The sequence below is a fragment of the Dermabacter sp. p3-SID358 genome (assembly GCF_025147465.1).
Taxonomy (GTDB): domain Bacteria; phylum Actinomycetota; class Actinomycetes; order Actinomycetales; family Dermabacteraceae; genus Dermabacter.
In genome coordinates this window covers 47,881-74,155 of sequence record NZ_JALXOZ010000012.1, presented here as the reverse complement: position 1 = coordinate 74,155, position 26,275 = coordinate 47,881, and the positions used below count along the sequence as shown (strand labels likewise).

Genomic DNA, 26,275 nt, shown 5'->3' with positions numbered 1-26,275 from the left:
CGGTGCTCACGCCGAAGCGCGAGCGACGAGTCAAAATCGATCAGCCATGGAACTTATCGAAAGCGTCCTTGCCCTGCTGGGCACCGCCGTCGATCTTGTCGCCGAGCTGGTCGGGAGCGACGTCCTTGGCCTTGTCGCTGGCCTGGTCGATCGCGCCGTCAACCTTCGAGTCGTGCTCCTTGGCGAAATCCTTGACCTTGTCTTCGTTCTGTTCGAACGCGCCCTTGGCCTTGTTCAGTGCATCATCGAATCCCATGTCAAGTCCTTTCCTAGAGTCTCAACTGTGTGAGCCTCCCGAGTGGAAGCTACGACGAAAACGCTAGGGAAGAAACCTGGAGGGATCGTGAACGTGGGGATGCACGAGAGCGCAAGGGTAAAAATGCGGTAAGGAGTGGCGCGCCACATGCCCGCCTCAGCGGCTTGGGGCGTCGGCTCGGATACCGTGGGAAGGTGAGTTGGTTTGGACGTTCAAAACGCGCGAAGTCTCAAGGCAGTAAAAAGGCCGAGTCTGACGCGCTGACCGCCCGCGCGCGCAAAGAGAACGAGTGGGTTGGAAAGTCCGCGCGCCCCGAGATTAATGAGGACGCGGAGAGCAGTGAAAACACGAGTGATGAAAGCGGCTCAAGCGCCGTCGACGAGCCCACGATCGAGATTCGCGACCCGCAAACCTCGAGGGAAGCGTCGCATGACTACGCAGAAAGTAGCGTCGATGACACGGGTGCGCACGTTTTCACCCCGGCTGATTTCGAGAGTGACCCGGACGAAACGGACCTTCAGGGTGCCCTGTCGCGTGTGCTTGTGACGGAAGCGAGCCGGGAAGAGCGAATCGAAGAGTCGCTCGCGACCTGGCGCACGGCTCTCGCTTCACTCGCAGGCGACCACGATTTCCTTACCGACATGCGCTCCGGCGTGTTTCTCGATCTCACGAATTCGCATCCTCAGGGGCTCGCTCATCTCTTCGCGAGCCGCGGCTCCACGAGACTGTCGTCCCTCGTGCGTGAAGAGGCGTCTCTCGAACGCGCCCGCGAAGTGGCTTTTGAGATTCGCGAAAGCGCCCTCGATCACGCTGAGAACCGCGGGCTCACAACGTGCCACCTCGCGATTGGCGAGGCTACGTGGACCGATCTTTCAGGGGAGCAGGTGCACGCCCCGCTCTTGCTGCGCCCCCTCAACCTTCACGTGCGCGGCGGCGCGCGCGAAGACATCGATATCGATCTCGACGCCGCGGTTGACCTCAACCCGGTCGTTCTTCGAGCCCTTCGCGACGAGGGCGTGCTGATCGATGCGCGTGCACTTCTTGAACTGACCGACTCCCATCATGGCTTCGATCCGCAGCCCGTGCTCGATGCGTTCCGCTCCCTGGGTGAGCCGTTGCCCGGCTTCCGTGTCTCCCACGCGCTAGTCGTGGGCAACCTCGTGGACGCATCGGGCCCCATGCTCGAAGACTTCGATGTGCCCGCGACTGATCTCGCGGATCTGCCGCTTGTTGGAGCGCTCGCAGGTGATAAGGAATCGCAAGAAGAACTCGTGGCGGAAACTTTCACATCGCACGAGGTGCCCGTGTCGGTCGCAAGCGCCGACTCCGACGCGCGTCTCATTGCTGAGAATCTTCAGAACCGTCCCGCGCTCGTTGTTCACGGTGCCCCAGGCCGTCCCCTTGCGCGCACGGTCGTGGCGTTTGCGGCCGAGCAGATTGCGGCCGGCAAACGGGTCCTTCTCGTATCGCAAAGCGCGATCCGCCTCGCAGAGCTTCAGGGGGAGGTCCACGAGGCAGGCCTCGAAGACATCCTTCTCAGCCTCGTCCCCGATCCCCATCTGCAGCGTGAAGCGAGCCGCTCGATGCTGCTTTCGCTTGCGAAAGCGAGCTCGTTCGTTCCGCCCGTAAGCCTTGGCGAACCCGATGGCCTCGCTAAGGCGCGCGAAGTGCTTACAGGGCATGTCGAAGCGATGCACCGCGTTCAAGAACCGTGGGGCGTGAGCGCCCACGAAGCGATCAACGAGCTCGCCGACTTAGCGCGTCGCCGCCCGGCGCCACGAACCGGAGTGCGCCTCACATCAAATGTTGCTCAAGCGATCTTGATGGACCGCGCCCGCTATGAGCAGCTCATGCGGGAGGCCGTCGAATCCGGCGCCCTCACGATGGTGCCCGAGGACACTCCGTGGTACGGGGCGTCGATCACGAGCGATCAGCAGGCAAAGCGAGCGCTGGAACTCGTCACGGAGCTTGATGAGGTGTCGCTTCCGCAGCTCATGGAGCACGCTTCGGCGCTCGGTGCACCGTGCAACCTCGAAAACGCGCGGAGCTTTGCGGAGCTTCGTCACTCGGTGCGCGTGCTTGACGCGATGCGTTCCCTTTTCCGTCACGTGCGCCCCGAGCTTTTCAACGAGAAGATCGACATGCTTCTCGCTGCCGTTTCAGATAAGGCCTACCGTGAAGAACACGGCGTCACCATGGGCTTTGGCGAGCGTCGCCGCTGGAAGAAGCTCGCAAAATCGATGCTGCAACCGTCGGAAAACACGGAGAATCTTCGCGCTCACCTCCTCGCCGCGCAAGATATCCACCGCCAGTGGGATGCGATCGCAACCGATTCGGGTCTTACACCCGTGGTGCCGAAGTCTCTCGGGGAGGTCGAGGCTCTCGTTGGCAGCACGCAGAAGAGCCTCGATGAGTTGCAGGTTCTTCTCGCGGGCACCGAAAAGGGCACTGACTTCGACAATACGGAGCTTGCCGCGCTTCACGAACGCATGAAAGAGCTGCACGCGCGAAGCGAAGTGCTCGATGTGCTTCCGCGTCGCACAAAGGTGATGCGCGAACTTGAGTTCGAAGGTTTCGGAGCGCTCCTTCAGGACATTCGCGGGCCGGAAATGACCGCCGAGCTCGCCGTAGCTGAACTGAACCTTGCGTGGTGGGTGAGCGTGCTCGAGTTCATCGCCCGTGCCGAACCAACCCTCTCGCAATACGACGGCACGAAGCTTTCGCAAGTAGCGGAGCGTTACCGTCGGCTCGACGAGCAACACCTCAAGGCCGGCCGTTTTCGCGTGCGCAAGCGCGTAGATGAGCTGCTCGTGGAGACCATGAAGCGTTTCCCTGAGACGTCACGCAGCGCGATCATCGAACTCAACACACCCGGCACGATGAGCGTGCGCGATACCGCAGCCAAGTACCAGGACATCATGTTCCGTGCACGGCCACTGTGGCTGGCCTCGCCGTTTATGGTGCCGCAAATGATCCCCTCCGGTCGTCACTTCGATCTCGTGATCCTCGCAGACGCAGCGCGCCTGCCCACGGCCGCCGCAATTCCCGCGCTTTCGCGTGCGAGCCAAGCCGTGATCGTGGGTGACCCTTTCGACTTCGTCGACGGCGACGATGTGCGCGCCCACCACTCCGGTATGGCACGCCTCCTGGATGAGGCAAGCGAGGTGGCTCCCGTTTTGCGTCTCGTGCGCGACACGCATCCAGCGACGGGCGGAGTGCGACGCTTCGTGGAGAATCGCGCTAGGGCCCTCGATACCGGGTGGGGTGCGCTTCTCGCGCCGCCGAGCCCGGAGCATATTGACGAAGATTCCTTCATTTACGTCCCCGATGGTCGCGGTCCGGTGAGCCACGGCGCCGAGTTCGTCGAATCGACCGAAGCTGAGCTGCGTCGCGTGACCGACCTCGTGATCTACCACGCGCGGCATAACCCCGAGCGTTCGCTCGCGGTCATGACCTTCACGCCCACGCATGCGAAGGCCGTCCGAGACTCGATCATGCGATCCGTGAGCCGTCTTCCCGATCTCCACGATTTCTTCAATCCCGAGCGCGAAGAATTCTTTACGGTCGTGCCCGCGCAAGCGGCTGCATCTGTTGTTCGGGACGACGTGATCGTTTCGATCGGCTTCGGCCTCACGCCTCACGATCGTCTGCTGCATCGGTTCGGCCCGCTCTCGACCAGCGCTGGCCGACGCGCCCTCCTCACGCTTCTTACTCGCGCGCGCTTCCACACGAGTGTGGTGAGTGCCGTGCGAAGTAGTGATCTCGAGGTCGATAGGCTCCGCACCGACGGCGCTCGCGACCTGCGGCTTTTGCTCGAGTTCCTCGAGGCGGGCTTCTCGCAAGATGTGCTGGACAACGCCAGCATTGCTGAGAATAAGGAACCGTCGGAACCCTACGAGGTTCGGGGAGATTCCGACGCCTCCCTCGCCGAAGACGATGCCCCAGAAGAAACCGAGGCGGGCGAAGAACGAGAAGGCACAGATGCGCCACCCGAAAGCCAGCCCGAAGAGGATGCCGCGCCCGAGGCCGAGCTCGAGTCCAGCTCGCCCGAGCTACCCGAGATCCCCGACAGCTCAGAAGCGCTCGTCGCCGATCTCGCCGACCGCCTGTGGCGCGCCGGCTACACTGTTGAGCTCGACTATGGACTCTCGAGTGAGCGCGTTGAGCTTGCGATCGCTCACCCGGAGCTTCCGGGGCGCTACCTCGTCGCCGTTGCAACCGACGGCCCGCGCTACCGCGAAATCGCTGACCAGCGTGAACGTGACCGCTTGGGTGCTGAGCGACTTGAGGCTGCCGGCTGGACAGTTGAACGAGTGTGGTCGTGGGCCCTGTTCATTGATCCGGAAGGCGAGGCCGAACGCGTCATCAAGAGCGTCGAGCGCGCCTACCACGATTACCTCGAACAGCAGGACCTCAAGATCGGGCGCGGCACCGCACGCCATCGCCTCCCGAAGCCGAAGATTCCCGCGGGCCACCCGCTGAGCTTTTACGGCCCCGACGACTTCGATCAAGTCGTCGCCTACATTTGCTCGGATGGCCAGGCGCGTCTTTCGGAACAGCTCGCTTCCGAGGTGCGCGAGTTCCTCGCGTTCACCGAGCGCAGCGTGCTTCTCGACGTCTCGGTCTCGGCAGCGATCCGCCGCTACCTCGAGAAGCAGAGCGAAGGCGAGGCGCGGTGAACAAGGAGAAGCCTGTCCGGCGCCCCGTCGTCTCCTCCCTCACGGGTAAACCGATCGAGGTCGCCCCGCCGAAAGAGCGCGTGATTCCCACGCGAGCGAAGGCTGACAGAGGCGATGATTCCAACGACGAACGCCTCATGCGGGATGTCCCGCCGCACTGGGGCCGCTAACGAAAGAGCAAGGAGCGCGCGATGGCAAACCTCACTGACCTCACCGTGACCGTGATCGGCGCCGGCAACATGGGCGGCGCCGTGGCGCGCGCGATCCGCAAGGCAGGCGTGAGCGAACGCCGGCTTGTTCTTTTCAACTCGAGCGAGGAGTCCACGTCAAGGGCAGCGCGGGAGATCGGCGCGGCGAGCGCGTTCGAACTCTTCGGGTCCGACGCCACCCTCGCCACCGCAGTGGCCGAATCTCACGTGATTGTGCTCGGCTTCAAGCCCTACCACCTCGAAGCTATGGCCCCGAAAATTGCACCCCACGTGCAGGAAGGGACGCTCATCGTTTCGCTTCTCGCGGGCGCAAGCCTCGACACGCTGAGCGACGCTTTTGACGGCCATAAGGCGCTCGTGCGCGCAATGCCAAACACGCCCATCGCCGTCGGCCAAGGGGTGGTGGGCCTCATGCCCGGCGAGCACGCGAGCGAGAGCGAACGGGAGCTCGCCCGCGCGCTCTTCGAGAAATCCGCGACCGTCGTCGAGATCCCCGAACACCAGGTTCACGGAGTTATCGGCGCGGCGGGGAGTGCGAGCGCGTACTTTTTCCTCATCGCCGAAGCCATGATCGACGAAGCCGTCGCTGAGGGTTTCACGCGCGCCGTCGCCACAGACCTCGTCGTGGGAACGATGCTTGGAAGCGCGACTCTGCTGCACGAGACGGGGGAGGCGCCCACGAGCGCTCGCTACGCCGTGACCTCGCCCGGAGGCGCGACCGCACAGGCTATCGCCGCGCTTGAAGAAGGTGGGATCCGCGCGCTTATGGCGCGAGGTATGAGGGCAGCTGCGGACACGTCACGAAAGATGGAAGAGCGCTAGGGACGAAGCAAGCGTCGGACCCCCCGATCCCGAGAGCTCACGCTACGGGCGGTTGGAGAATCGCTCGATCAGCTCGGTGTGACCCGAGACGATGAGAGTGTCGTGCGAGGAGACGACCGTGTCCGGCTCCGCGTAGGTGAAGTCGCGCCCGGGGGACTTCACGCCGACCACCGTCACGCCATACTTCGTGCGGATGTCGGATTCACCGAGGGAAAAGCCCTGGATTTCGCGCGGCGGGTGCATCTTGACGATCGCCCAGCCGTCGTCGAACTCGATGTAGTCGAGGAGACGACCGTTGACGAGGTGGGCGACCCTCTGGCCAGCGTCCTTTTCGGGGAATACGACGTGGTGCGCGCCGATGCGCTCAAGAATCTTGCCGTGCGCGACGGAAATTGCCTTCGCCCAAATGACCGGGCCCGCGAGGTCCACGAGGTTCGCGGTAATAAGCACGCTCGCCTCAATCGAGGTGCCCACGCCAACGACGGCAACATCGAAGCTAGAGGCGCCGACCTGGTTCAGTGCCTCGATATTCGTGGCATCCGCTTCAACAACGTGGGTGAGTTTTCCCGAATAGTCTTGGACGAGATCGGCACGTTTATCGATCGCGAGAACGTTTGTGCCGAGAGACTCGAGATTGAGGGCCATCGACGCCCCGAAACGGCCGAGGCCGACGATGAGGACGCTGCGGCCAAAGGAGCGGGAGTTTGCCATGTGCTCCAGCCTAGCGGACTCAGCCGACGACGGGCCGCTCTTCGGGCAGGTGGATCACCCTGCGGCGACTGCGAAGGGCGAGTGCAGCACCGAGCGTCATAGGGCCGATGCGACCCACGTACATGCACACGATGATGGCGTATTTGGCGGCGTTGCTGAGGTCGCTCGTGATGCCGGTTGAGAGGCCCACGGTGCCGTACGCACTCAGGACCTCGAACAGCACCTGGTCGAGCGGATAATCGGTAAGGCGGAGCATGACCCAGGTCGCGATCGCGACGAACAGCACGCTGATCACGAGAACGGCGATGGCCTGGCGAATCGTGTCGTAGGGAATGCTACGGCCGAAGATTTCGATGTCGCGGTCTCCTCGCGCTTCCGCAACGATGGATAGGACGAGAAGCGCGAACGTTGTGACCTTGATGCCGCCGCCCGTTGAGCCCGAGCCGCCGCCGATAAACATGAGCACGTCCATGATGAGCCACGTGTCGGTATTCATCGCCCCAATATCAAGGGTCGAAAAGCCGCCCGAGCGGGTCATGACGCTCGCAAAAGTTGACGAGAGCAGCTTCGTGCCGAAGGTGTGCTCGCCGAGCGTTGCGGGGTTGCCCCATTCGGAAAGGAGAATCCCGATCGAGCCCGCGACGAAGAGGATGCTCGAGGTCCAAATGGTGAGCTTTGCGTGGAGGCTCCAGTTTTCGGGCGCGCGCCAGTTCCTCACGAGCACGAGGATCACGGGGAAGCCGAGCGCACCTACGAACACGGAGGTTGCGATAGGGATGGAGAACCACGGATCGCCGAGATAACGCTCGATGCCGCCCACCTCGGGAATGAATCCCGCGTTATTGAACGCCGAAATTGCGTAGAACACTGAATTGAAAAGGGCATATTTGAGGCTTGCTTCGTGCCGCATGAGGAACGGCACGAGAGCGATGAAAGTCGCGACCTCGAAGCCGGTCGAAGTAAGCACGATCGTGCGAAGAACGCCGCCGACCTCGCTGAGCTTCGCGGCCTTAGTTTCGCGAGCGGTAACGATGCGCTGGGCGAGACCCATGTGCCGCATCACGCTTAGGCCAAGGAGGGAGGCAAGCGTGAGAACGCCGAGGCCGCCGACCTTGATCGCGACCATGAGCACGATGAGACCGAAAGCCGACCAGTGGGTTTGCGTAGGAACGGTGACGAGCCCCGTGACACACATGGCACTTACCGCGGTGAAAAGTGCATCGACGAAGCGGGTGCGTTGGCCTGACACGCTCGAGATCGGTAGTTCGAGGATAAGCGTAAACAGCAGAATCATTGACGTGAACACGAACAATGCGAGGCGCGCAGGGGAGGTGCGGGCTGCTTCGCGCACGAGACCAGAAATGAAGGAGGTGATGGCGTTCAGGCGGCGCCGCGGCTTTTGGCGGGGGACGATGGGCGCTCCCACGGAGCCTCCTTTCGGCGCGAGAAGTGGGGCCGCGTTCACTCTAGTCCCCCGTTGGCGCATCGGGGTATTTCTGCGAGGTCCGGGGGCGGAATAGAGGTCCGACGGTTGCCGCACCGCGGTTGAGATCCCGTTCGGTAGGCTTATGCCATGGATGCACGTGCGGATTCTTCCCTCCTCGCGCCGCTCACACGGCACGCGCGCGAGGCGAGCCTGCCTTTCGACATCGCAGGCGCGGCTGAGGCCCGGGAGAAAGCTGGGCATATCGCTCAGCAGGTTGAAGATCACCTCGCGCCCAGGCTTGCCTCGCTCGAGGCGCCACTGCTTGCAGTCGTGGGCGGTTCAACTGGTTCGGGAAAATCAACCCTCGTGAATGCGCTCGTAGGGGAGAGCATTTCGCGTGCCGGAGCGCTGCGGCCCACGACTCGCCAGCCCGTGCTCGTGCATCACCCGGCCGACACCACGTGGTTTGAAGGCGAGAGGATTCTGCCGTCGCTTCCGCGGGTGCACATGAGCGCATCGAGCCCAGAGGCGCGCGAGCGTGGAACGGGTATTGGTACGGCGCTTCACCTTGTCGAGAGTGAGCGAGTGCCCCAAGGGATTGCTCTTTTGGATGCGCCCGATATCGATTCCGTGAGTCGCGAAAACCGCGAGCTTGCCGGACAGCTGCTTCGTGCCGCCGACCTGTGGATCTTTGTGACAACCGCACACCGGTACGCGGACGCGGTTCCGTGGCTCGCGCTCGCTCAGGCAGCGGAGCGTGAAGTTACGGTCATTGTGGTGATGAACCGCATCCCGCACAAGGACGGCGTAGTGGAGGATCTCACCTCGCATTTGAGTGCGATGCTCGCCGAGAGAGGTGTGGTGACAGAGCGGTTGCTTGCGATCCACGAGCAAGAACTCGGCGACACAGAGCTTCTCGACACGGATGAGGTGCGCGAACTTTCGGCGTGGCTCGGGGCGCTCGCGCGGGACAAGGAGGCGCGTTCGGCGATTGCACGGCGCACGCTTCGCGGTGCGCTCGTTGCGACAGCACAATCGCTCGATGAACTTGCCGATGCAATCGGCACGCAGGAAGAAGAGCGGGATCGGCTCGCGGCTCTCGCGCGCGCGGAGTTCGATCAGGCAAAAGATTCGATCTCCAGCCTCACGCGTGACGGAGCGCTTTTGCGCGGAGAGGTGCTTGCACGCTGGCAGGATGTCGTGGGCACTGGGGAGTTCTTCAAAGGTGTGCAGGGGTGGATCTCCCGCACGAGAGATCGCCTCACGGCCGCGATCACAGGGCGCACGCGGCCTGTCGACGCGGCGGAAAACGCGATCGAGACAGGCCTTGTCACCGTCGTCATCGACCAGGTTGCTCACGCGCGCTCGCGCACGGTGCGCGCCTGGAATTCGCACGCTGCGGGAACGTCCCTTTTGCAGTCGAGTCCAGGCCTCGCGGTCACACTCATGCAGGTACCGGACGACTTCCGCCGCACGGTCGAGGATCAAGTGCGGGCCTGGCAAAAAGACGTTCTCGAACTCGTCCAGACCGAAGGCTCGGATCGCCGTACGCAGGCGCGCGTGCTGTCGCTCGGGGTCAATGTCGTCGGTATTGCTCTCATGGTCGTCGTCTTTGCGTCGACAGCGTTTATGCCTACGGGCTTGGAGGTCGGCGCGGGAACGGCAACGGCACTCGTGGGGCAAAAGCTTCTCGAATCGATCTTTGGCGACGAGGCCGTGAGGAGGCTCGCGAAGAAGGCCCGTGCGATGCTCGATTCACGCATTGGAAATGTCGTGGATGCGCAAGCGACGGCGTTCGCGAAAGCGCTTGCAGCACAACCCATCACGACTCCTTCGAGCGCTATCCGAGCCGATGCCGATTCTGTGCGCGCGCTCATCGAGAGCCTTGGCGGCGCTTCCGCTCCTCGCGCGCGAGGTGATCGGGAATGAGCGCGAGATCCGTTTCGAAAGCGCGCGGTCGGCTTGATGCGGCCGTCGAAGCCCTGACAAGCGCGATTGCTGAGGCTGAACTTCTCCTCTCGAATACTGCGCTCGAGAGCGCGCGGGCTGCGCGTGCCCGGCTCACGGAGCGCCTCGAACATTCGAGCGAACACACTGTGATCGGCCTGTTTGGATCGACGGGCTCGGGGAAGTCCTCGCTTGTGAACGCCATCGTCGGCGAAGAAATCGCGCGCGTCGCGCACAGGCGCCCCACGACCTCGACCGCGCTCGCTGTGCTCCCGGAGGTCGCGGATGAGTACGGAGGAAGCTCCGCCGCCTCGCTCCTCGATTGGCTCGAGATTCGCGAGAGGCACACGGTGGGGCGCGGCTCGCTCCCGCAAGGGGCGATCCTCGTGGACCTGCCCGATTTCGATTCCGTTGAAAGCGCGAACCGCGAGATTGCTGAGCGCCTTGCGGGGACGGTCGACGTGCTCGTGTGGGTCACCGACCCCGAAAAATACGCGGATGCCGTTTTACACACCGAGTTCATCAGCCGCTTCGCGCGCCACGACGCGGTGACGATCGTGGTCGTAAATCAGGCCGACCGCCTCTCGAAAGCAGATGGTGTGGCCGTGCGCTCCTCGATGAAGGCTCTGCTTGATGATGACGGCCTCGCCAAAGCCCAGGTGTTGCTTGTCAGCGCGGTCGACGGCACCGGACTTCCGAACTTACGTGAGGAGATCGCCTCGGTCGTTGAATCGAAGCGCGCGGTTCTCGAACGCCTCCTCGCGGACGCCCGTGCCGAGGGAGAAATGATTGCGGAGGCGGTGGGTGTGACCGTCACGCGTAAGTCCGTCGAGATCCCTTCGCTCCCTCGCGAAGTTCCCACTTTCGAGGTTGACCGGCTTGAGGAAGCATGTGCGGGCGCCGCCCAGGTCGAGAAGATTTCCGAGGCGGTGGCGAAGAGCTACCGAACCCGCGCGGGCCGCCACACCGGATGGCCGGCGCTTCGCTGGATAGGGTCGTTCAAGGTTGACCCGCTCGAAAGGATGCGCATCGGGCGCGCAAGCAACAGGCACCGCAAAGGCGACTCGGATGAGGAGTTCGTTTCGCGATCCTCGCTCTCCATCGATGCGCCCGGCGCTCGCGCGCGCATGAATCGCGCGGTCGACGAATTCGCGTTGTCGATCGCGGGCGACGCGCCTCACCCGTGGCCGGGCCGTCTCACGGACGCCCTCGATAAGGAAAAAGAGACGCTGCCCGATGAAGTCGATTACGCCCTCACCCACACGAACTTTCGCGGATCCGAGAAGTCCTGGACATGGCTTCCGCTCAATATCGTGCAGTGGCTCGCTTTTCTCACGGCCATCGCTGGGCTCGTGTGGCTGCTGGCGCTCGCAGGCTTCGATTTCCTTCAGGTGCCGAAGCCGCCGATGCCGATGCTCGAGGGTTTATGGGTGCCCGTGCCTGTGCCCACGGCGATGATCATCGCGGGGCTCGGCCTTGGAATTCTGCTCGGAATTTTCGCGGCGTTTCTCAATTCGATCGTTGCAGGCTCACGCAAGCGTCGAATCCGCAGGGCCTTGCGTTCTTCGCTTCGCGAGGCGGCTGAACGAACCGTCGTCGCCGGTGCCCAGAATGAGCTCGACCGGGCGTCGCGCCTTGAAAGTGCCCTTGCTGAGCTCATCGCGTCAACCTAGGCAAGATCCAAGGATCGTTGCTCAATTCGCGCGCGTGAAGCCCCTCACGCTTCGCGGATGACCTTTGAGCGCATTGGGCTGCGGCGCTAAAATGGTGCATTGTCTGTGTTTGTGGCCGCTGCCCCGCGAGGGTGGCCGCCCCGGCTGCGCTCGGCGCGTGCCGGCCACCGACACCTGGGCGGTGCCGCCGCCACCACGCACTGTAAGAAAAGAGGCAATCATGGGTTCCGTGATCAAGAAGCGTCGCAAGCGCATGTCGAAGAAGAAGCACCGCAAGCTTCTCCGCAAGACCCGCCACCAGCGCCGTAACAAGAAGTAAGTCGCTGCGGGCTGGCCCGCACGCGTCAAAGAACTGCCGTTCTCCTTCTCGGAGGGCGGCGGTTTTTTGTGGCCGCGCTTCTCCCTTCCTTAACTGGCTGTCTTTCCCCGGTAACAGCCTTGCTTACCTCAGATAGCCGCCTTGCTTTCCACCTCAGGTAGCCGCCTTTCTTCCTGTCCCTGGCACCTGCCTTGCTTCCTCCTCGGCAGCAGCAAAGTGGTGAAAAACCGCTATCTGGCGTTCAAATGCGTGCCTCTAACGCTGTTTTTCACCACCTTCGTATGTAAAGGAAGAGTGGTGCGGGCGAATATCGGAGTTATGGCGGGGGAAGCTGAGAAGCTGGGGTGGGCTGTTGATGAAAGCCGTAGGGCCGGATTCTGCCGGGGGGAAAGCTGGGAGGCTGGGGGCGGCCTGCCGGTAAAAACTGTTGGGGCAGGGTTTTGGGAGGAGAAGCTGGAAGGTTGAGGGCGGCCCACCGGTGAAAGGTACTGGAGCAGGCTGTCGAGAGCAGGCGAGTGCTGTAGTGGGCGCGCAAATTCAGCCGCGGCGCAAGATCCTCGCCGCCGCACCAATGATGGGATGCGGGCGCCTCAGTCCCCGCGTGAGCGCCGCTTGTAGCTTCTTCTCCTCAACGCGGTACACGGCAACGACTTCGCCGTCGACGGCAACAACGGGGATCTCGATAGACCAGCGCCGTGCGAGTGCATCGTCGTCTTCGATGTTGACCCGTTCGACCCGTTCGCCTGCTTCCGCCGCGACGCGCTCCACGATGAGCGCTGCCTCTTCGCACAAATGGCAGCCAGGACGTTCGAGCAGCACAATGCGGGCTCCCGAAGATGATGAAAGACCGGGGTCATGAGCGTTGTCGTTCATGACCCCAGCCTAGAAGATTGCCGCTCAGGCTGCGGTGGGCGCGGTGAACTCGGCGTCGATCATGATCTTCACTTTGTCGCCTACGAGTACGCCGCCGGCTTCGAGCGCGGCGTTCCACGTGAGCCCGAACTCCTTGCGGGAAATCTCGGTCGTGCCCGAGAAACCTGCGCGATAGGTGCCGAACGGGTCGGTTGCAGCGCCTTCAAACTCCACGTCAAGTTCAACACTCTTCGTGACGTCCTTGATGGTGAGGTCGCCCTTGAGGGTTTCGCCATCGAACGAGGTCGACGTGAACACCATGGCCGTGAACTGCTCGGCGTCGAAGAAGTCGGCGCTCTTGAGGTGCTGGTCGCGGTCGTTGTTGCCGGTCGTGAGCGAATCGATCTGGATCTCGGCGCTGATGCGGGTGTCTTCGAGTGTCTCGCCAACGATCATCTGGCCGGCGACCTCCTCGAACTGGCCGCGGGTCTTCGAAATACCTGCGTGGCGCACGGTGAATGCGGCGGCGGTGTGGGAAGCGTCGAGGGTCCACGTGCCTTGTGTGAGCCCTTCGGGAAGTGCGGTCATGGGTTTCTCCTTCGAGTGGTAGAGGTGGCGGTCCGACGGTTGCCGCCCGGAAGTTGAAAACTAAACTATTCGAATCGGTCGGTCATGTCAAGCTCAAAGCCCCACCAGTCCGTCATCACACGGGGTGAGGTTGGGGACACCCTTTCGTGCGTCAAGGCCCCCACACGCGCATAATAGGAGGCGATTTCATGCATTTTCCGAGAGTGCCGGGTGAAAGGAGCCGAGGGTGGCGAGCGAGAACAGCAGGCAGGAGGTTCCTTGGCTCGACCTCGAGGAACAAAAAGCGTGGCGCACCTATCTCTTCACGACCACCCGCCTCAAGGAACGCCTCTCCCAGACCCTCGAGCAGGATCCGAACATCGACCTCTCGCTCGCCGAATATGAAATCCTCGTGCGCCTCAGCGAAAGTGAAAGTGGAAGCGCGCGCATGTCGGAGCTTGCGCAGCAGGTCGTGCACTCGCGCTCGCGGCTCACACACACGGTTGCGCGCATGGAAAAGCGCGGTTTGGTCGCGCGTGAGCGTTCGGTTTCCGACGGTCGCGGGCGCGTCGCCGTTCTCACCGCCGCGGGTCGTGAGCTTCTTGAGGAAGCGGCGCCGAACCATGTCGTGAGCGTGCGCGAATTCCTCCTGGACCGGCTCGGCAGGGAGGATTTCCTGGCCCTCGCTCGCATCCTCGATAAGCTCGTGAGTGAACAGGATCGCGAGTGCATCGAGTTTGCCACCGGCGAGTGACGCGAGCCGATAGGCTGGAGCGCCAAGGCTTCGATACCACTCTTCCCACCACCGAGAGGGCTTATGACTGAGACGATCGTTCACCTGGTGCGGCACGGCGAGGTGCACAACCCGGGAAAGATCCTCTACGGGCGCTTGCCCGGATATCGGCTTTCTGAACGCGGCGAGCAGATGGCGCGCCTCACGGGTGATGCTCTCGCGGGCCGTGACATCGTCAAAGTTGCCGCCTCCCCGCTTCTTCGCGCACAGCAAACGGCGAAGCCCATCGCCGAACCCCACGGGCTCGTGGTCGAGACGGATGAGCGTCTCACGGAGGCCCTCAACCACTTCGAAGGTCATCGAATCGGTCACGGCGAAGCGAGTTTCACAAATCCGAAGAACTGGAAGTATTTCGTGAACCCGTTCCGCCCGAGTTGGGGCGAGCGGTATCGCGATCAGGTCGAGCGCGTCATGGCGTCGGTACGCGATGCTCGCCATACTGCTGAGGGGCACGAAGTCGCCCTCGTGTTGCATCAGCTCCCCATTTGGCTCACGCGCCGCGCAGCCGAGCACAAACCCCTGCTGCACGATCCTCGAAAGCGCGAATGCCGCCTCGCTTCAGTGACCTCTCTCGTGTTCAGCGGGGAGCACCTCGACCACGTTGAATACTCCGAACCCGCCGCCGCGCTCTATGAGGGCGCCGTGGATGCGACGGGCGGGAAGCTCACATGAAACCCGCACCCTTCACGCGCCGCGCGGCGCTCTCCCTTCCACTTGCCATCATCGGCCTCGCCGGGTGCGCGAGCACCGACACCTCCGACCGCTACGACACCGGCTATGTCGAAGGCTCGGGCGTCAGTACCGAGATCGCGCTCGACAAACGCGGCGACGCCTACGATTTCACGGGCGAGACATTTGGTGGCGACACCTTCATGCTGAGCGAGAAACGCGGCGCTCCAGTCGTGCTCAACGTGTGGTATGCCTCGTGCGCTCCGTGCCGAAAAGAAGCTCCCGATCTCGTGAAACTCCATGAGACCTACGCCGACAAAGGCGTCGAGTTCATCGGCATCAACGTGCGTGACGAAGCGGGCCCTGCCCAGGCTTTCGAGAAGAAGTTTTCGATTCCCTACCCGTCGATCCCCGATCGTGACGGCAGCATCCTTTACGCGCTTCGCGGGCAGGTTTCCCCGAACGCCGTTCCCTCGACCCTTGTGTTCGATAAGCAAGGCAGGGTCGCCGCGCGGATCTCGGGTCTCGCCGACCCCTCGATTCTGAGCGCGATGATCGATCGGGTCCTTGCCGAATGACTGAAATCCAGCACGTGTTTGCGAGCACGGTTCTCGATGGCTCGCTCCTCCTTGCCGCGGCCGTGAGTGCGCTCGCGGGCATCGTCGCCTTTCTTTCGCCCTGCGTGTTTCCAGTCGTACCCGGCTACCTCGCCTATGTTTCGGGCATCGCCGGGCAGCGGGAAGAATCGCACAACCGCACGGGGCGCCTCGCCCTCGGGGCCTTCCTGTTCGTTCTCGGTTTCACCGTGATCTTCATGGTCATGGGCGGCTTCGTTGGTGCGATCGGGTACACGCTCGGCGCGCATGCGACGTGGATCAACCGCGTCGCGGGCATCGTTGTGATCCTCATGGGGCTCCTCTTTATTGGCCTCTTCCCACGTCTGAGTGGAGAAGTGCGCGTGAAGAAACGCCCCGACGCTGGGCTGTGGGGAGCTCCGCTCATGGGGATCATCTTTGGTTTTGGCTGGACCCCGTGCATCGGCCCCACCTTCGCGGCAGTGAGCACCCTCGCCCTTGACGGAGGGAGTGCTACACGTGGAGCGCTCCTCGCTCTCGCGTACTCGCTCGGCCTCGGTTTGCCATTCCTCGCCTTCGCCCTTCTTTTTGACCGCGCGCTCACGTGGTCGGCGTGGCTCAAAAAGCATCGTCGATCGATCACCGTTTTCGGCGGGGCGATCCTCATCATCATTGGCACGCTGCTTCTCACGGGCCAGTGGGGCGCGTGGATGGCGCAACTGGCCACGTGGACCGGCTCGTTCACGACGGTCATATGACACGCCCGGAACGCGAGAAAGGAGAAGCCGCGATGAACGACCAGCAAGCGTCGGAAACCCCGGAGCACGCACCCGAGCAGTCGCCCGAACACACCAAAGAGCCCGCGCCCGCTCCCACCCTTCCGCGCCTCGGCGTGCGAGGCACTCTCCGCTTCTTGTGGCGCCAACTCACGAGCATGAACACCGCACTTGTGCTTTTGCTTTTGCTCGCGGTGGCCGCCGTTCCCGGCTCGCTTCTTCCGCAGCGTTCCGTGAACCCCGGAAAAACGGACCAGTTCCTGGCTGAAAACGGATGGGGGGGCGAGCTCCTGGACTGGGCCGGCTTCTTCGATGTGTTCACGTCGCCGTGGTTTAGTGCAATTTACCTCCTCCTATTCATTTCCCTTGTGGGCTGTGTGCTCCCGCGGTGTGCAACGTACGCGCGTCAGGTTGTTGCGAAACCACCCCGCACGCCTCGCCGGCTTAAGCGCTTTACGGGGTACACGACGAGAAGCCTTGTGGGTTCGACCCCGAATCAGATTCAGTCCCTCGCCGCGAAACGTCTCAAAAAGTCGGGGTACCGGGTCCGCACACTCGAAGAAGGATCGGGTGTGCTGAGCGTGAGCGCCGAACGCGGGTATTTGCGCGAGGCCGGCAACCTCGCGTTCCACCTCGCGCTTCTTGGCGTGCTTCTCGGTGTCGGGCTCGGCTACCTGACGTCGTATCGCGGCCAGATCACGGTCGTCGAAGGAGAAGGATTCGCGAACTCCCTCACGAGCTACGACTCTTTTGAACCGGGCGCGTGGTTCAATCCCGACGACCTGCCGCCGTTCCGCTTTACGCTCGAGCAGTTCCGGGCCGAGTTCTCTACAGACTCCTCCAATCCGAAGGCCTTTGGTCTGCCGACGAAGTTTGAAGCGGACCTCACCGTCGATGCGCCCGGGCGCGAGACCTACAAGCAGCGCGTGCGTGTGAACGAGCCGCTCGAAGTCGATGGCGCAACCGCATTCCTCCTCGGCAACGGATACGCGCCCATCATCACCGTTCGCGACCCGGAGGGGCACGTGGTGGCCGATGGCCCCGTGCGCACTGTTGCGAACGACAAGAACTACACGGGCCAGCTCGTGCTCAAGATGCCCGACGCCTCCCCGAAGCAAATGGCTCTCGTGGGAATTTTTGCGCCAACCGCAGTGATAGACGAGCGCGGGCCGCACTCGAGCTACGCGGGCCTCGTAGATCCGAAGCTCTTCCTCACGGCACACACGGGCGACTTGGGCCTCGACGAGGGCGTGCCCACAAATGCTTATCAGATCGATGTTTCGAAGCTCGAGCAGATCGTGGGCGAGAATGGAAAACCCCTGCTCATGACCCTTGCGCCTGGCGAGAAGTTCGATCTTCCAGACGGCTCGAGTATCGAGTTTCGCGACATCAAGCGCTATGCTGCCTTTGACGTGAAACACGACCCCTGGCAGGGCTTTACGCTTGTCATGGCGCTTGTCGCGGCCGCCGGTCTCATGCTTTCGCTCTTTATCCCGCGCCGCCGCGTGTGGGTGCGTGCAACCCCCGCTCGCGAAGGCTGCGAAATTGAGGTCGCGGGTCTCGCGCGAAGTGAGGATTTCGCCCTCGCAAACGACGTGACCCGCCTCGCCGATCGCCTCGCGCCTACGTCAGCCTCCACCGACTCACGAGAATGAGGACTGAAAAGTGAATCTCCAGCAGCTCGCCGCAGCATCGGACTTTTTCATTTTGCTCGCGATGGTCGTGTACATGATGGCCTTCGTCGCCTTCGCCATCGACATTGCGAGAGCGGTGCGTGTGCATTCGGATGCGCGCCTAGAAAAGAAAGTGCACGAGCGTGAGCTGGTAACCGTCGGCGCCGCGGCGAGCCCTGAACTTCACGGCCCAGCACCCTCCGCACAGCCCGAGCGTTCCGGCCCTGCAGGTGAGACCACGGAGCCCGCGGGTACGAACGGCATGAATCCGCTTTCCTTCGCGCTCGGTGCCGCTGCGCTCGCGACGGGCTTCCAGCTTCTCGGAGTCGTGGCGCGCGGCGTTGCGACTCAGCGCGTCCCGTGGGGCAACATGTACGAATTTTCGATGACGGGCGCTGCGGTCATCATGGCGGTGTTCCTGTTGCTCGCTTCTCGCGTGCGGGACATGAGAAGGCTTGGCCTCTTCGTGCTCACGCCGGTGCTGTTCATCATGGTCATCGCGTACACGTCGTGGTACCTGCCAGCTGCGCACCTCACGCCCAGCCTCCAGAATTCTCCGTGGCTCGTGGTCCACGTGATTGTTGCGGTTCTTTCGATGGCTCTCTTTTCGATCTCGGCGGTGGTCGCGGTGCTTCAGCTCTTCCAACACGCACGCGAGAGCCGCGTTGAGGCGGGGGAGCAGCCTCGTTTCGCGCTCCTCGATCGGGTTCTTGAGCGCCTTCCTTCCTCGAAACGCCTCGAGCAAATCGCCTTCCAAACGACTGCCGTGGGCTTCGTGATGTGGACCTTCACGCTCATCTTCGGGGCAATCTGGGCGAACTACGCGTGGGGCCGCTACTGGAATTGGGACCCGAAGGAAACGTGGACGTTCATCATTTGGGTCGTCTACGCCGCCTACCTCCACGCGCGTGCGACGGTGGGCTTTCGCGGGAAGCCCGCTGCGTATTTTTGCATCGCGGGTTTCGTATGCGTGATCTTCAACTACACGATCGTGAACACCGTCATCAACAGCCTCCACTCCTACTCGGGACTCTAAACAATGGAGCGCAATCCGGGAGTTTTTCGCAAAGCTGGCACGGCGCGCGCCGTCCAGTGGGAGCGCGCGGGCCTCGAGTGGCTCGCCTCGGCGGCCGCGGGCGGCGGGGCCCGGGTGGTCGGGATCGTGGGGTCCGACGCTTCCCAGCTGTGCATCGAGCAGATTTCTCAGGTCGCACCGAGTGCGAAGATGGCGCGCGAGTTTGGCGCGGCGCTTGCCCTGACGCACGGAGCTGGAACGGGACGCGACACTGACGACGGGCGAATGAGCTTCGGGCTCGGCCCGATCGATGCCTCGGGAAAGGCGTTCGAGGGCGATGGCCTTCAGGGGCCCGCGGGCGAGCAGCTCGCTCTCCCGCTTGCACACGAGGGGGAGTACACGTCGTGGGGCCCGATGTTTGGTGAGCTTCGCGTCGCTCCTCTCGTGCGTGCGTCGGGAGACCTCTTCGACGCGGACGACCGCGCGCTTTTCGGGCGGCTCGTGGCGCGGCTTCGCGATGGGGTGTTCGACGATGACGAGCCGCCCGCACGCGTGCACGGCGACCTGTGGGCCGGCAACGTGCTTTTTGACGCCAAGGGCGCCGTGCTGATCGACCCCACGGCGTATTCGGGGCATCGACTCGATGACCTCGCGGCCCTTACTCTTTTCGGCGCGCCGCACCTCGCGCGCATCATCGAAGGCTACGCATCTGCGCACTCTTTCTCGCATGGTTGGCGCGATCTGGTCCCCCTTCACTCTTTGCACCTCGTGCTTTTGCACGCCGCGCTCTTCGGCGGAGGCTACGCCCGCGAGGCGCTCGAGATCGCGAGGCGCTACGTCTAGAATTGGGAAGCGCTTGTGCATGCCCCATCGTTCGGAGAGACCCGTGATCAACACCGCCGTGATTCTCGCGCGTGGCCTCGGCACACGCATGCGCGCCGAAGGTGAAACCGCGAGTTTGAGCGCCGAACAGGCCGCCGCCGCGAGCCTCGGTTACAAAGCCCTCATGCCGATCGGCGAGCATCGCCTCATCGACTACTCGCTCAGCTCCCTCGCCGATGTGGGGATCACGAGGGCGATCATCGTCGTGGCGCCCGAGCACGAAGCGTTCCGAGAGCATGCGCGCACACGTGCTCCCAAGCGGATGCGGATCGACTTCGCGGTCCAACAGGAGGCGCTCGGCACGGCGAATGCCCTCGCGAGTGCCGAAAAGGCCGTGGGGGAGGAGCCGTTCCTCATGCTCAACGGCGATAACCTCTACCCGCACGAGGCTCTCGAGGCGATGACGCGAGTCACGGGCAATGCGATCGCGGGCTTTGAGCGCATGTCGCTCGTGGAGAACAGCAACATCCCCGCCGAGAGGATCGCCGCATTCGCGCTCATCCGGCACTCCGAACGCCACCTGACCGGCATGATTGAGAAACCGTCGGAAGCTGAACGTGCTAAATACGGCGAGAACGCACCCGTATCGATGAATCTTTTCGCATTCGAGAAGGCCGTGTTCGAGGCGTGCCGGGCGATAGTGCCCTCAGCACGCGGCGAGTACGAGATCGTCGACGCTGTTCTTGCGCTTGCGGATGTCCAGGTCGTGCCCGTTTCAGGTGGCGTTCTCGATCTTTCTCGCCGCGACGATATTGCCGATGTCGAGAGGCGCCTCGCGCACGTGAGCGTGCGTCTGTGAAGGGTTGGCGCGTCCCGGGCCGCATCGAGGTGCTCGGCAAACACACCGATTACGCGGGCGGGCAGGTGCTTGTGTCGGCGGTGGAGCGGTCCGTGAGCGTGCGCGGGCGAAACAAGTCCGACGCCTCCTCGCCCTTCTCGATTCGCACTTCCCTGGGCGGTGAACGAGCCGACCTCGTGCCGCTGCAGGACCCTCGCCTGTCGAAAGGACACTGGGCGCGCTACGTCCAGACCGTTCTCGACCGGCTCACGACGAATTTCGGCCCTCTCGCCCCGGCCGAACTCACTATCGATTCCGATCTGCCGCCTGCCTCGGGTATGAGTAGCTCTTCCGCGGTGCTCACCGCAGTCGCGCTCACTCTTGCCGACCTCAACGACCTCCCCTCGCGCGAGGAATGGAAGCAAGGTATCAAGGACCGCGTTGACCTCGCCGGATATGCCGCCTCGATCGAGAACGGCAAGCGGTTCAAGAACTTTGCGGGACTCGCCGGCGTGGGGACCTCGGGCGGCTCGCTCGATCACACGGGCATGCTCGCAACCGAGCCCGGTTCGCTTAGCCACGTGGTTTTTGATCCTCCGACGGTTCTCGGCACCGCGTCACTTCCTGAGGACCTCACGTTCGTGGTCGCCGTGAGCGGGGTGCTCGCGGAAAAGACGGGCGCCGCGCGCGAGGCCTACAATCGCGGGCCCGCCGCACTCGGGGCTGTGCTCGAGGCGTGGAACGAGCGCACGGGTCGCGAGGACTCTTCGCTTCACCGCGTCGTGCGTGACCTCACCGGGATTGCTGACCCTGCGCAGCCCGTGGACCGTTTTTCGCGTGAGCTCGATGCGCTCAGGCGTGTGACGCCCGACGGGTATGCGAGCGCGAGACTCGAGCAGTTCATTGAGGAATCCGAAGTTCTTGTGCCCGAAGCTGCCGCGGCCCTCGCTCGCGGAGACTTTGACGCGTTTTCGGCAATCGTTGGGCGTTCGCAAGACCTCGCCGAACGCAAGCTCGGTAACCAGGTACCCGAAACCATCGACCTTGCTCGCTCAGCTCGAGCACTCGGGGCGCGTGCGGCTTCTGCCTTCGGCGCAGGCTTCGGTGGAAGCGTGTGGGCGCTCGTGTCGCATGCTGATGCCGCGACTTTTGCGCAGCAGTGGGAGCATGATTACGAGGTGAAATACCCTCATCGTTCCGCGGTCACGATCGTTTCCGATCCCGGGGAGCCTGCAAAGCAAATTGAATTTTAGCGGCGTGCGCCGTCGTCGTCCGGACCCTCGAGATCGCCCGTGCGCTTGTCTTCGGGGCGTTCATAGTCGCGAACGGTGTAGTCGCGTGGGCCCTTCCCTGGTGTGATGGAGGAGTCGTCTTTCGGTGCGGGAGGACGCGGCGTGGCCGGGCGCGGCCTCGATTCGCCCGCGGAGCTTCCACCCTCCGCGGCCTCGCGCTTTTTGCGACGCATCTCCTCTTGAATCTGCTCGCGACGGCGCGCGCGGTTCTCCTGCTCGAGCTTTGCGAGGAACGCGGGATCGTCGTCCGGGGCGAGCGGGCGCTGGGGCCCGCGCGCGCGAGATTTGCGAGGCGAGCGCGGCCCGGAAATGTTGCCCTTGCCGAGGAGGAGCCACAAAAACGCCCCGAGGAAGGGCACGAACACGATCACGAAGATCCACCCGAGTTTCGGCAGCCCCTTCGAGCGTGACTCGGGTGTATTCGTGACATCAGCGATGGCATACACCGTGAGGGCTACGTAGGCGAGGACCAGGATCAAGCGAGGCATACCCGTCATTCTTTCATGACGGGGGATAATGGAGACAATGCGAAACTACGTGCTTTACTCGATCATCCGGCTCGCCCTCTTCGGAGGGACGTGGGCGCTCCTGTATTTCCTCATGCCCGGTGTGCACTGGTTCTTCACGGGCATCCTCGCGGCCGTGATCGCGATGCTCATCTCGATTCTTGCGCTCGGCAGGCTCCGCCAGGGGGTTGCCACAAACCTCGAGCACTCGGTCGAGGAGCGCCGAGAGAAAAGACGTGGCACGAAAACCGATGCGGAGCTCGATGCCGAGGAGGAGGATTCCCTCCTCGACCGAGGCGAGTAGGGCACCAGCAAAATAAGGGGCGCACCTCGCCCTAGAGAAGCGCGGTGCTCAGCGCGAAGCCTGTGAGCATAAGAAGCGAGGCAACAAGCTCGAGCTTGCCCGTCGCCGCAAGAACGGGAATGAGATCGCGCCCCGCGGCGCGCTGCTCGATGACGCGCCTCACGGGCACCATCGCGAGCGGCAACGCGAGGAACGTGAGCGCGACGATCGGCGCGTGCGGAACCACCGGAATGAGCAAGAGGAACGGCACGAGAATCATCGCGGCATAAACCACGCGCGTGGCCCCGTCGCCAAGCCGAACCGCGATTGTGCGCTTGCCCGAAACGCGATCGGAGGGAATGTCGCGGAGATTGTTTGTCAGCATGACCGCGCATGCCCATAGCCCGACGGCACTCGCGACGAGAAAGTCATCGAGCCCAGTGTGTCCCGAGAGCAGGTAGCTTGTGCCCATGACGGCAACAAGACCAAAGAACACGAACACCATGACCTCGCCGAGCCCCAAGTACCCGTAAGGGTGCTTTCCGCCCGTATAGAACCACGCGGCAAGGATGCACACGATGCCCACGAGAAGCATCCACCAGGCGCCCGCGAGGATCACGAGAACGAGGCCCGCGAGGCCGCCTACGCCAAACGATGCAAACGCCGCACGCTTAACGGCGATGGGCCTCGCTGCTCCCGAGCCGGTGAGACGGAACGGGCCGACGCGGTCGTCGTCGGTTCCGCGGATACCGTCGGAATAGTCATTCGCGTAATTGACGCCCACTTGCAGGGCGAGCGCGAGTACAAGCGCGAGCAGAGCCCGGGGGAGTGTGACGCCTTCCTGGTAGCCGGCGTGCATGAGCGCGAGTCCCGTTCCCGCCGCAACTGGGGCGATCGCCGCGGGAAGCGTGCGGGGGCGTGCGCCCTCGATCCACTGTGCTGCGCTTGCCATCTACTCGGTCTCCTCTTCGCCGGGCCCGCCGAACTCGAGCTCGTGATGGCCGCCTTCCGAAAATCGCGTGCCGAGGCTTTTTGCGTAGTCGAAGGCCTCGATGTTGAGGAGCGCCTCGTGCGCGAGCTCCGATGCGGCCTTGCGGTCCACCTTGCCGCTCGCGAGGCGGGGGAGGGGGCCCGTAGTGAGGATTGCGCGGGGCATCTCGTGGCGTGCAAAGCCCGCGTCGGCGAGTGCGGTCGCAATCGTGAGCTGGGTGTGGAGGTCCGCAGTCCACGTCTGCGTGGGGAGCGCGCCCTCGAGTTTCGGAACTGTCAGTGCAACGGCTTTTTCGCCCCACTCTTTCGACTCAACGGGCACAACGAGAACCTCGCGGAACTCCCCCGTGCCCTCGAGCGCGCGCTCGAGAGCTTGCGGCACGATCTTGCGGCCGCCGGAGATGATGACGTCGTCGGCTCGGCCAAGCACCGTGAGGCGGGTGAGGCCCGTTGCTTCGTCGCGTGTGAGGCGCGCGAGGTCACTCGTGAGTAGCACGCGCGTGGTCGCGAGTTCGGGGGTGGAGAAAAAACGGCGGCGCGTGTCGGCATCATTGCCGTCGACATTCGTGAACGCCCCGGTCTCATAGATGTATCCGAGCGCGATCGAGGGGCCCGTGATCATGAGCTGGTCGTCGTCGTTGACCTTGAGCTCTACCCCCTGAAGCGGAAGGGCGTTGTACACGCAGCCGCCCGCGGTCTCGCTCGAGCCGTAGGTCGTGACGATCCGTGCACCGAGCGAGCGTGCACGATCGAGGAGCGCGGGCGGAGTCGCGGCGCCTCCCACGAGGATCGCCTCGAAACGCGCGAGTGCGCGGCCCACAGCCTCGTCCCCGTCCTCGGCGGCGCTCACAATCCGCTCGAGCTGAGTGGGGACAAATGACGTGAAAAGCGGCAGATCGGAAAGCGCATGATCGCTGCGCACGCGTGCGTCCCAGCGCTCAAACGCGCCCACGAACACGCTCGCGTCGAAATGTCCCGAAAGATCCACGAGTGGGGCGAGGGCACCCGGCAGGCCGTCCTGCTCGTCGAGTCCAAGAAGGGTGCCTGCCACGCTCGCGCGCGCTATCACCTGCACGCCCGCGATGTGTGTAGGAGGAAGAAACAGCATCCACGCACCGTGGGAGCCAAGCTCGTACGCGGTCGAGTGGATCGAGGCCTTGAGAGTCTTGACCGAATGTGCGACCGACTTCGGCGTGCCCGTCGAACCCGAGGTGGGAACGACGAGCGCGACGTCGTTTGGGTCGGGCTCGCGTACGCCCGCATTCGAACGCGCACACGTGCAACCGGCACACGCATTCTCGCGAGGCGTGCCGCAGTCGAGCGGGCCAATGAGTTTTGGACGCTCGTGCGTGCCGAGCCACACGCGTGCATTGCCGGCGAGGGCCTTACCGATCGCGCACGCGTATTCCGCTTGCGACGCCACGGTCCCATCGAAGGGTCCGGGGGACAGCCACGGCAACGACTCGTGCGATGGCGCGCTTGGGGTGTTCACGCGTGCTCCTTTCTGGGGAAAGTTGTGTTCCGACGTTTGCAGGGCGACCGTCGGACCTTAACCCTGCGGGTGAGGGAACGCCGACCAATCGGGATCGCGCTTTTCGAGGAACGCATCGCGCCCCTCGACCGCTTCATCGGTCATGTAGGCGAGGCGCGTCGCCTCTCCTGCAAACACTTGCTGTCCCATGAGGCCGTCGTCAGCGAGATTGAACGCAAACTTGAGCATGCGGATCGCTTGCGGGGACTTCGAGCCGATCACGCGGGCCATGCGCAGTGCTTCGTTTTCGAGCTCGTCATGCGGCACGACGCGGTTGACGGCGCCCCAGTCATAAGCGTCCTGCGCTGAGTACTCCTCGGCGAGGAAGAAGATCTCCCGCGCGCGCTTTTGGCCGACCTGCTTCGCGAGGTACGCGCTTCCGTAGCCGCCGTCGAAGCTGCCGACGTTCGCATCCGTTTGCTTGAAGCGCGCGTGCTCGCGGCTCGCAATCGAGAGGTCCGCGACGACGTGAAGGGAATGGCCGCCGCCGGCAGCCCAGCCGTTGACCGCGGAGATAACAACCTTGCCCATCGTGCGAATAAGGCGCTGGACCTCGAGGATGTGGAGGCGACCCGCGTTCTCGGGGCGGATCGACTCCGCAGTGTCGCCGTCGGCATACCGGTACCCGCTGCGCGAGCGAATCCGCTGATCCCCGCCCGAGCAAAACGCCCACACGCCATCCTTCGGGGCGGGCCCGTTACCCGTGAGGATGATGACGCCCACGCTCGGGTCGAGGCGCGCATGATCGAGCGCGCGGTAAAGCTCGTCGACGGTATGCGGGCGAAAAGCGTTGCGCACTTCGGGGCGATCGAAAGCGATGCGCACGGCGTTGAGGTCTCGACACTGTTCCTCGCCGGATTCGCCGCGCGTGCGTTCGACGGCTCGGTGATAGGTGATGTCCGTAAACGGTGCCGAGCCGAGTTCTGCCTCGTCGATATCCCGCCAACGTTGCGGGTCAAAGGTCGCGGACACGGAGGCAGGCAGGGGAGCGCAAGTCATGCCCACAAGTTTAAAGGCTCGTGGTGAAAGTGCGCCTTCCCGGGGCCGAAAG

The 26,275-nt window shown here is 63.5% G+C and carries 25 protein-coding genes; 16 read left to right on the top strand and 9 right to left on the bottom strand.

The annotated features are described in order from the left end of the window. Positions 1 to 40 precede the first annotated feature (40 nt). Positions 41 to 256, bottom strand: coding sequence for an antitoxin (locus tag M3B90_RS06945; protein WP_259889304.1), 216 nt, complete (start codon positions 254 to 256; stop codon positions 41 to 43). 194 nt (positions 257 to 450) lie between these two features. Between M3B90_RS06945 and M3B90_RS06940 the strand changes: the two genes are divergently transcribed. From M3B90_RS06940 to proC, 3 genes are read left to right on the top strand one after another with little or no spacing between them, the layout of a single operon-like run. After that, positions 451 to 4,935 (top strand): hypothetical protein, encoded by a 4,485-nt coding sequence (locus tag M3B90_RS06940; protein ID WP_259889303.1) that lies wholly within the window; start codon positions 451 to 453, stop codon positions 4,933 to 4,935. Then, positions 4,932 to 5,105 carry a hypothetical protein gene (locus M3B90_RS06935; RefSeq protein ID WP_259889302.1) on the top strand — a complete coding sequence of 58 codons (174 nt, stop codon included), beginning with the start codon at positions 4,932 to 4,934 and terminating at the stop codon, positions 5,103 to 5,105. Before M3B90_RS06940 ends, M3B90_RS06935 begins: the two co-directional genes overlap by 4 nt. 21 nt (positions 5,106 to 5,126) lie before the next feature. Further along, positions 5,127 to 5,966 (top strand): pyrroline-5-carboxylate reductase, encoded by an 840-nt coding sequence (proC, locus tag M3B90_RS06930; protein ID WP_259889301.1) that lies wholly within the window; start codon positions 5,127 to 5,129, stop codon positions 5,964 to 5,966. 42 nt (positions 5,967 to 6,008) lie between these two features. Here the strand turns inward: proC and M3B90_RS06925 are convergent, their stop codons facing one another. Then, positions 6,009 to 6,677 (bottom strand): TrkA family potassium uptake protein, encoded by a 669-nt coding sequence (locus tag M3B90_RS06925; RefSeq protein ID WP_259889300.1) that lies wholly within the window; start codon positions 6,675 to 6,677, stop codon positions 6,009 to 6,011. Positions 6,678 to 6,696: 19 nt separating this feature from the next. Further along, on the bottom strand, positions 6,697 to 8,103 hold the full coding sequence (locus tag M3B90_RS06920) for a TrkH family potassium uptake protein (protein ID WP_259889299.1): 1,407 nt from the start codon (positions 8,101 to 8,103) through the stop codon (positions 6,697 to 6,699). Positions 8,104 to 8,250: 147 nt separating this feature from the next. Between M3B90_RS06920 and M3B90_RS06915 the strand changes: the two genes are divergently transcribed. From M3B90_RS06915 to M3B90_RS06905, 3 genes are all read left to right on the top strand, one after another. Beyond that, a complete protein-coding gene (locus M3B90_RS06915; protein ID WP_259889298.1) occupies positions 8,251 to 10,032 on the top strand; it encodes a dynamin family protein in 1,782 nt (593 codons plus the stop codon). Then, positions 10,029 to 11,723 (top strand): GTPase family protein, encoded by a 1,695-nt coding sequence (locus tag M3B90_RS06910; protein ID WP_259889297.1) that lies wholly within the window; start codon positions 10,029 to 10,031, stop codon positions 11,721 to 11,723. The genes M3B90_RS06915 and M3B90_RS06910 overlap by 4 nt, the downstream gene beginning before the upstream one ends. A gap of 220 nt (positions 11,724 to 11,943) precedes the next feature. Further along, complete coding sequence (locus tag M3B90_RS06905) at positions 11,944 to 12,042, top strand: 30S ribosomal protein bS22 (RefSeq protein ID WP_005504750.1); 99 nt, start codon at positions 11,944 to 11,946, stop codon at positions 12,040 to 12,042. Positions 12,043 to 12,579: 537 nt separating this feature from the next. Here the strand turns inward: M3B90_RS06905 and M3B90_RS06900 are convergent. Next, positions 12,580 to 12,915, bottom strand: coding sequence for a glutaredoxin family protein (locus tag M3B90_RS06900; protein WP_259889296.1), 336 nt, complete (start codon positions 12,913 to 12,915; stop codon positions 12,580 to 12,582). Positions 12,916 to 12,939: 24 nt separating this feature from the next. Continuing rightward, positions 12,940 to 13,482 carry a YceI family protein gene (locus M3B90_RS06895; RefSeq protein ID WP_259889295.1) on the bottom strand — a complete coding sequence of 181 codons (543 nt, stop codon included), beginning with the start codon at positions 13,480 to 13,482 and terminating at the stop codon, positions 12,940 to 12,942. 226 nt (positions 13,483 to 13,708) lie between these two features. Here M3B90_RS06895 and M3B90_RS06890 point away from each other — a divergent pair, with 226 nt between their 5' ends. The 9 genes from M3B90_RS06890 (at position 13,709) to M3B90_RS06850 (ending at position 21,875) form a co-directional block, all read left to right on the top strand. Next, positions 13,709 to 14,215 (top strand): MarR family winged helix-turn-helix transcriptional regulator, encoded by a 507-nt coding sequence (locus M3B90_RS06890; protein ID WP_259889294.1) that lies wholly within the window; start codon positions 13,709 to 13,711, stop codon positions 14,213 to 14,215. A gap of 63 nt (positions 14,216 to 14,278) precedes the next feature. After that, positions 14,279 to 14,926: a histidine phosphatase family protein gene (locus M3B90_RS06885; protein ID WP_259889293.1), complete on the top strand. Its 648-nt coding sequence runs from the start codon at positions 14,279 to 14,281 to the stop codon at positions 14,924 to 14,926. Next, positions 14,923 to 15,501, top strand: coding sequence for a TlpA disulfide reductase family protein (locus M3B90_RS06880; protein ID WP_259889291.1), 579 nt, complete (start codon positions 14,923 to 14,925; stop codon positions 15,499 to 15,501). Before M3B90_RS06885 ends, M3B90_RS06880 begins: the two co-directional genes overlap by 4 nt. 5 nt (positions 15,502 to 15,506) lie before the next feature. After that, positions 15,507 to 16,256 (top strand): cytochrome c biogenesis CcdA family protein, encoded by a 750-nt coding sequence (locus M3B90_RS06875; RefSeq protein ID WP_259889308.1) that lies wholly within the window; start codon positions 15,507 to 15,509, stop codon positions 16,254 to 16,256. 32 nt (positions 16,257 to 16,288) lie between these two features. After that, positions 16,289 to 17,929 (top strand): cytochrome c biogenesis protein ResB, encoded by a 1,641-nt coding sequence (locus M3B90_RS06870; RefSeq protein WP_259889290.1) that lies wholly within the window; start codon positions 16,289 to 16,291, stop codon positions 17,927 to 17,929. A gap of 10 nt (positions 17,930 to 17,939) precedes the next feature. Beyond that, positions 17,940 to 18,983 (top strand): c-type cytochrome biogenesis protein CcsB, encoded by a 1,044-nt coding sequence (ccsB, locus tag M3B90_RS06865; RefSeq protein ID WP_259889289.1) that lies wholly within the window; start codon positions 17,940 to 17,942, stop codon positions 18,981 to 18,983. Between the two features lie 3 nt (positions 18,984 to 18,986). Then, positions 18,987 to 19,805, top strand: a complete 819-nt coding sequence (locus tag M3B90_RS06860) for a fructosamine kinase family protein (protein ID WP_259889287.1) — start codon at positions 18,987 to 18,989, stop codon at positions 19,803 to 19,805. A 43-nt stretch (positions 19,806 to 19,848) separates the two neighbouring features. Then, complete coding sequence (locus M3B90_RS06855) at positions 19,849 to 20,643, top strand: nucleotidyltransferase family protein (protein WP_259889286.1); 795 nt, start codon at positions 19,849 to 19,851, stop codon at positions 20,641 to 20,643. Continuing rightward, on the top strand, positions 20,640 to 21,875 hold the full coding sequence (locus tag M3B90_RS06850; protein WP_259889285.1) for a galactokinase family protein: 1,236 nt from the start codon (positions 20,640 to 20,642) through the stop codon (positions 21,873 to 21,875). Before M3B90_RS06855 ends, M3B90_RS06850 begins: the two co-directional genes overlap by 4 nt. Here the strand turns inward: M3B90_RS06850 and M3B90_RS06845 are convergent. Continuing rightward, positions 21,872 to 22,402, bottom strand: a complete 531-nt coding sequence (locus M3B90_RS06845; protein WP_259889284.1) for a PLD nuclease N-terminal domain-containing protein — start codon at positions 22,400 to 22,402, stop codon at positions 21,872 to 21,874. The two genes, M3B90_RS06850 and M3B90_RS06845, sit on opposite strands and share 4 nt — an antisense overlap. A gap of 37 nt (positions 22,403 to 22,439) precedes the next feature. On the opposite strand from M3B90_RS06845, the gene M3B90_RS06840 reads away from it, so the two are divergent. Next, positions 22,440 to 22,724 (top strand): DUF4229 domain-containing protein, encoded by a 285-nt coding sequence (locus M3B90_RS06840; RefSeq protein ID WP_259889283.1) that lies wholly within the window; start codon positions 22,440 to 22,442, stop codon positions 22,722 to 22,724. A 31-nt stretch (positions 22,725 to 22,755) separates the two neighbouring features. Here the strand turns inward: M3B90_RS06840 and M3B90_RS06835 are convergent, their stop codons facing one another. Genes M3B90_RS06835 through M3B90_RS06825 form a run of 3 tightly spaced genes read right to left on the bottom strand, consistent with a single transcriptional unit; the run spans position 22,756 to position 26,223 of the window. Further along, positions 22,756 to 23,655 (bottom strand): 1,4-dihydroxy-2-naphthoate polyprenyltransferase, encoded by a 900-nt coding sequence (locus M3B90_RS06835; RefSeq protein WP_259889282.1) that lies wholly within the window; start codon positions 23,653 to 23,655, stop codon positions 22,756 to 22,758. Then, a complete protein-coding gene (locus M3B90_RS06830; protein WP_259889281.1) occupies positions 23,656 to 25,185 on the bottom strand; it encodes an AMP-binding protein in 1,530 nt (509 codons plus the stop codon). Between the two features lie 57 nt (positions 25,186 to 25,242). Next, a complete protein-coding gene (locus M3B90_RS06825; RefSeq protein WP_259889279.1) occupies positions 25,243 to 26,223 on the bottom strand; it encodes a 1,4-dihydroxy-2-naphthoyl-CoA synthase in 981 nt (326 codons plus the stop codon). Between the last annotated feature and the right edge of the window lie 52 nt (positions 26,224 to 26,275).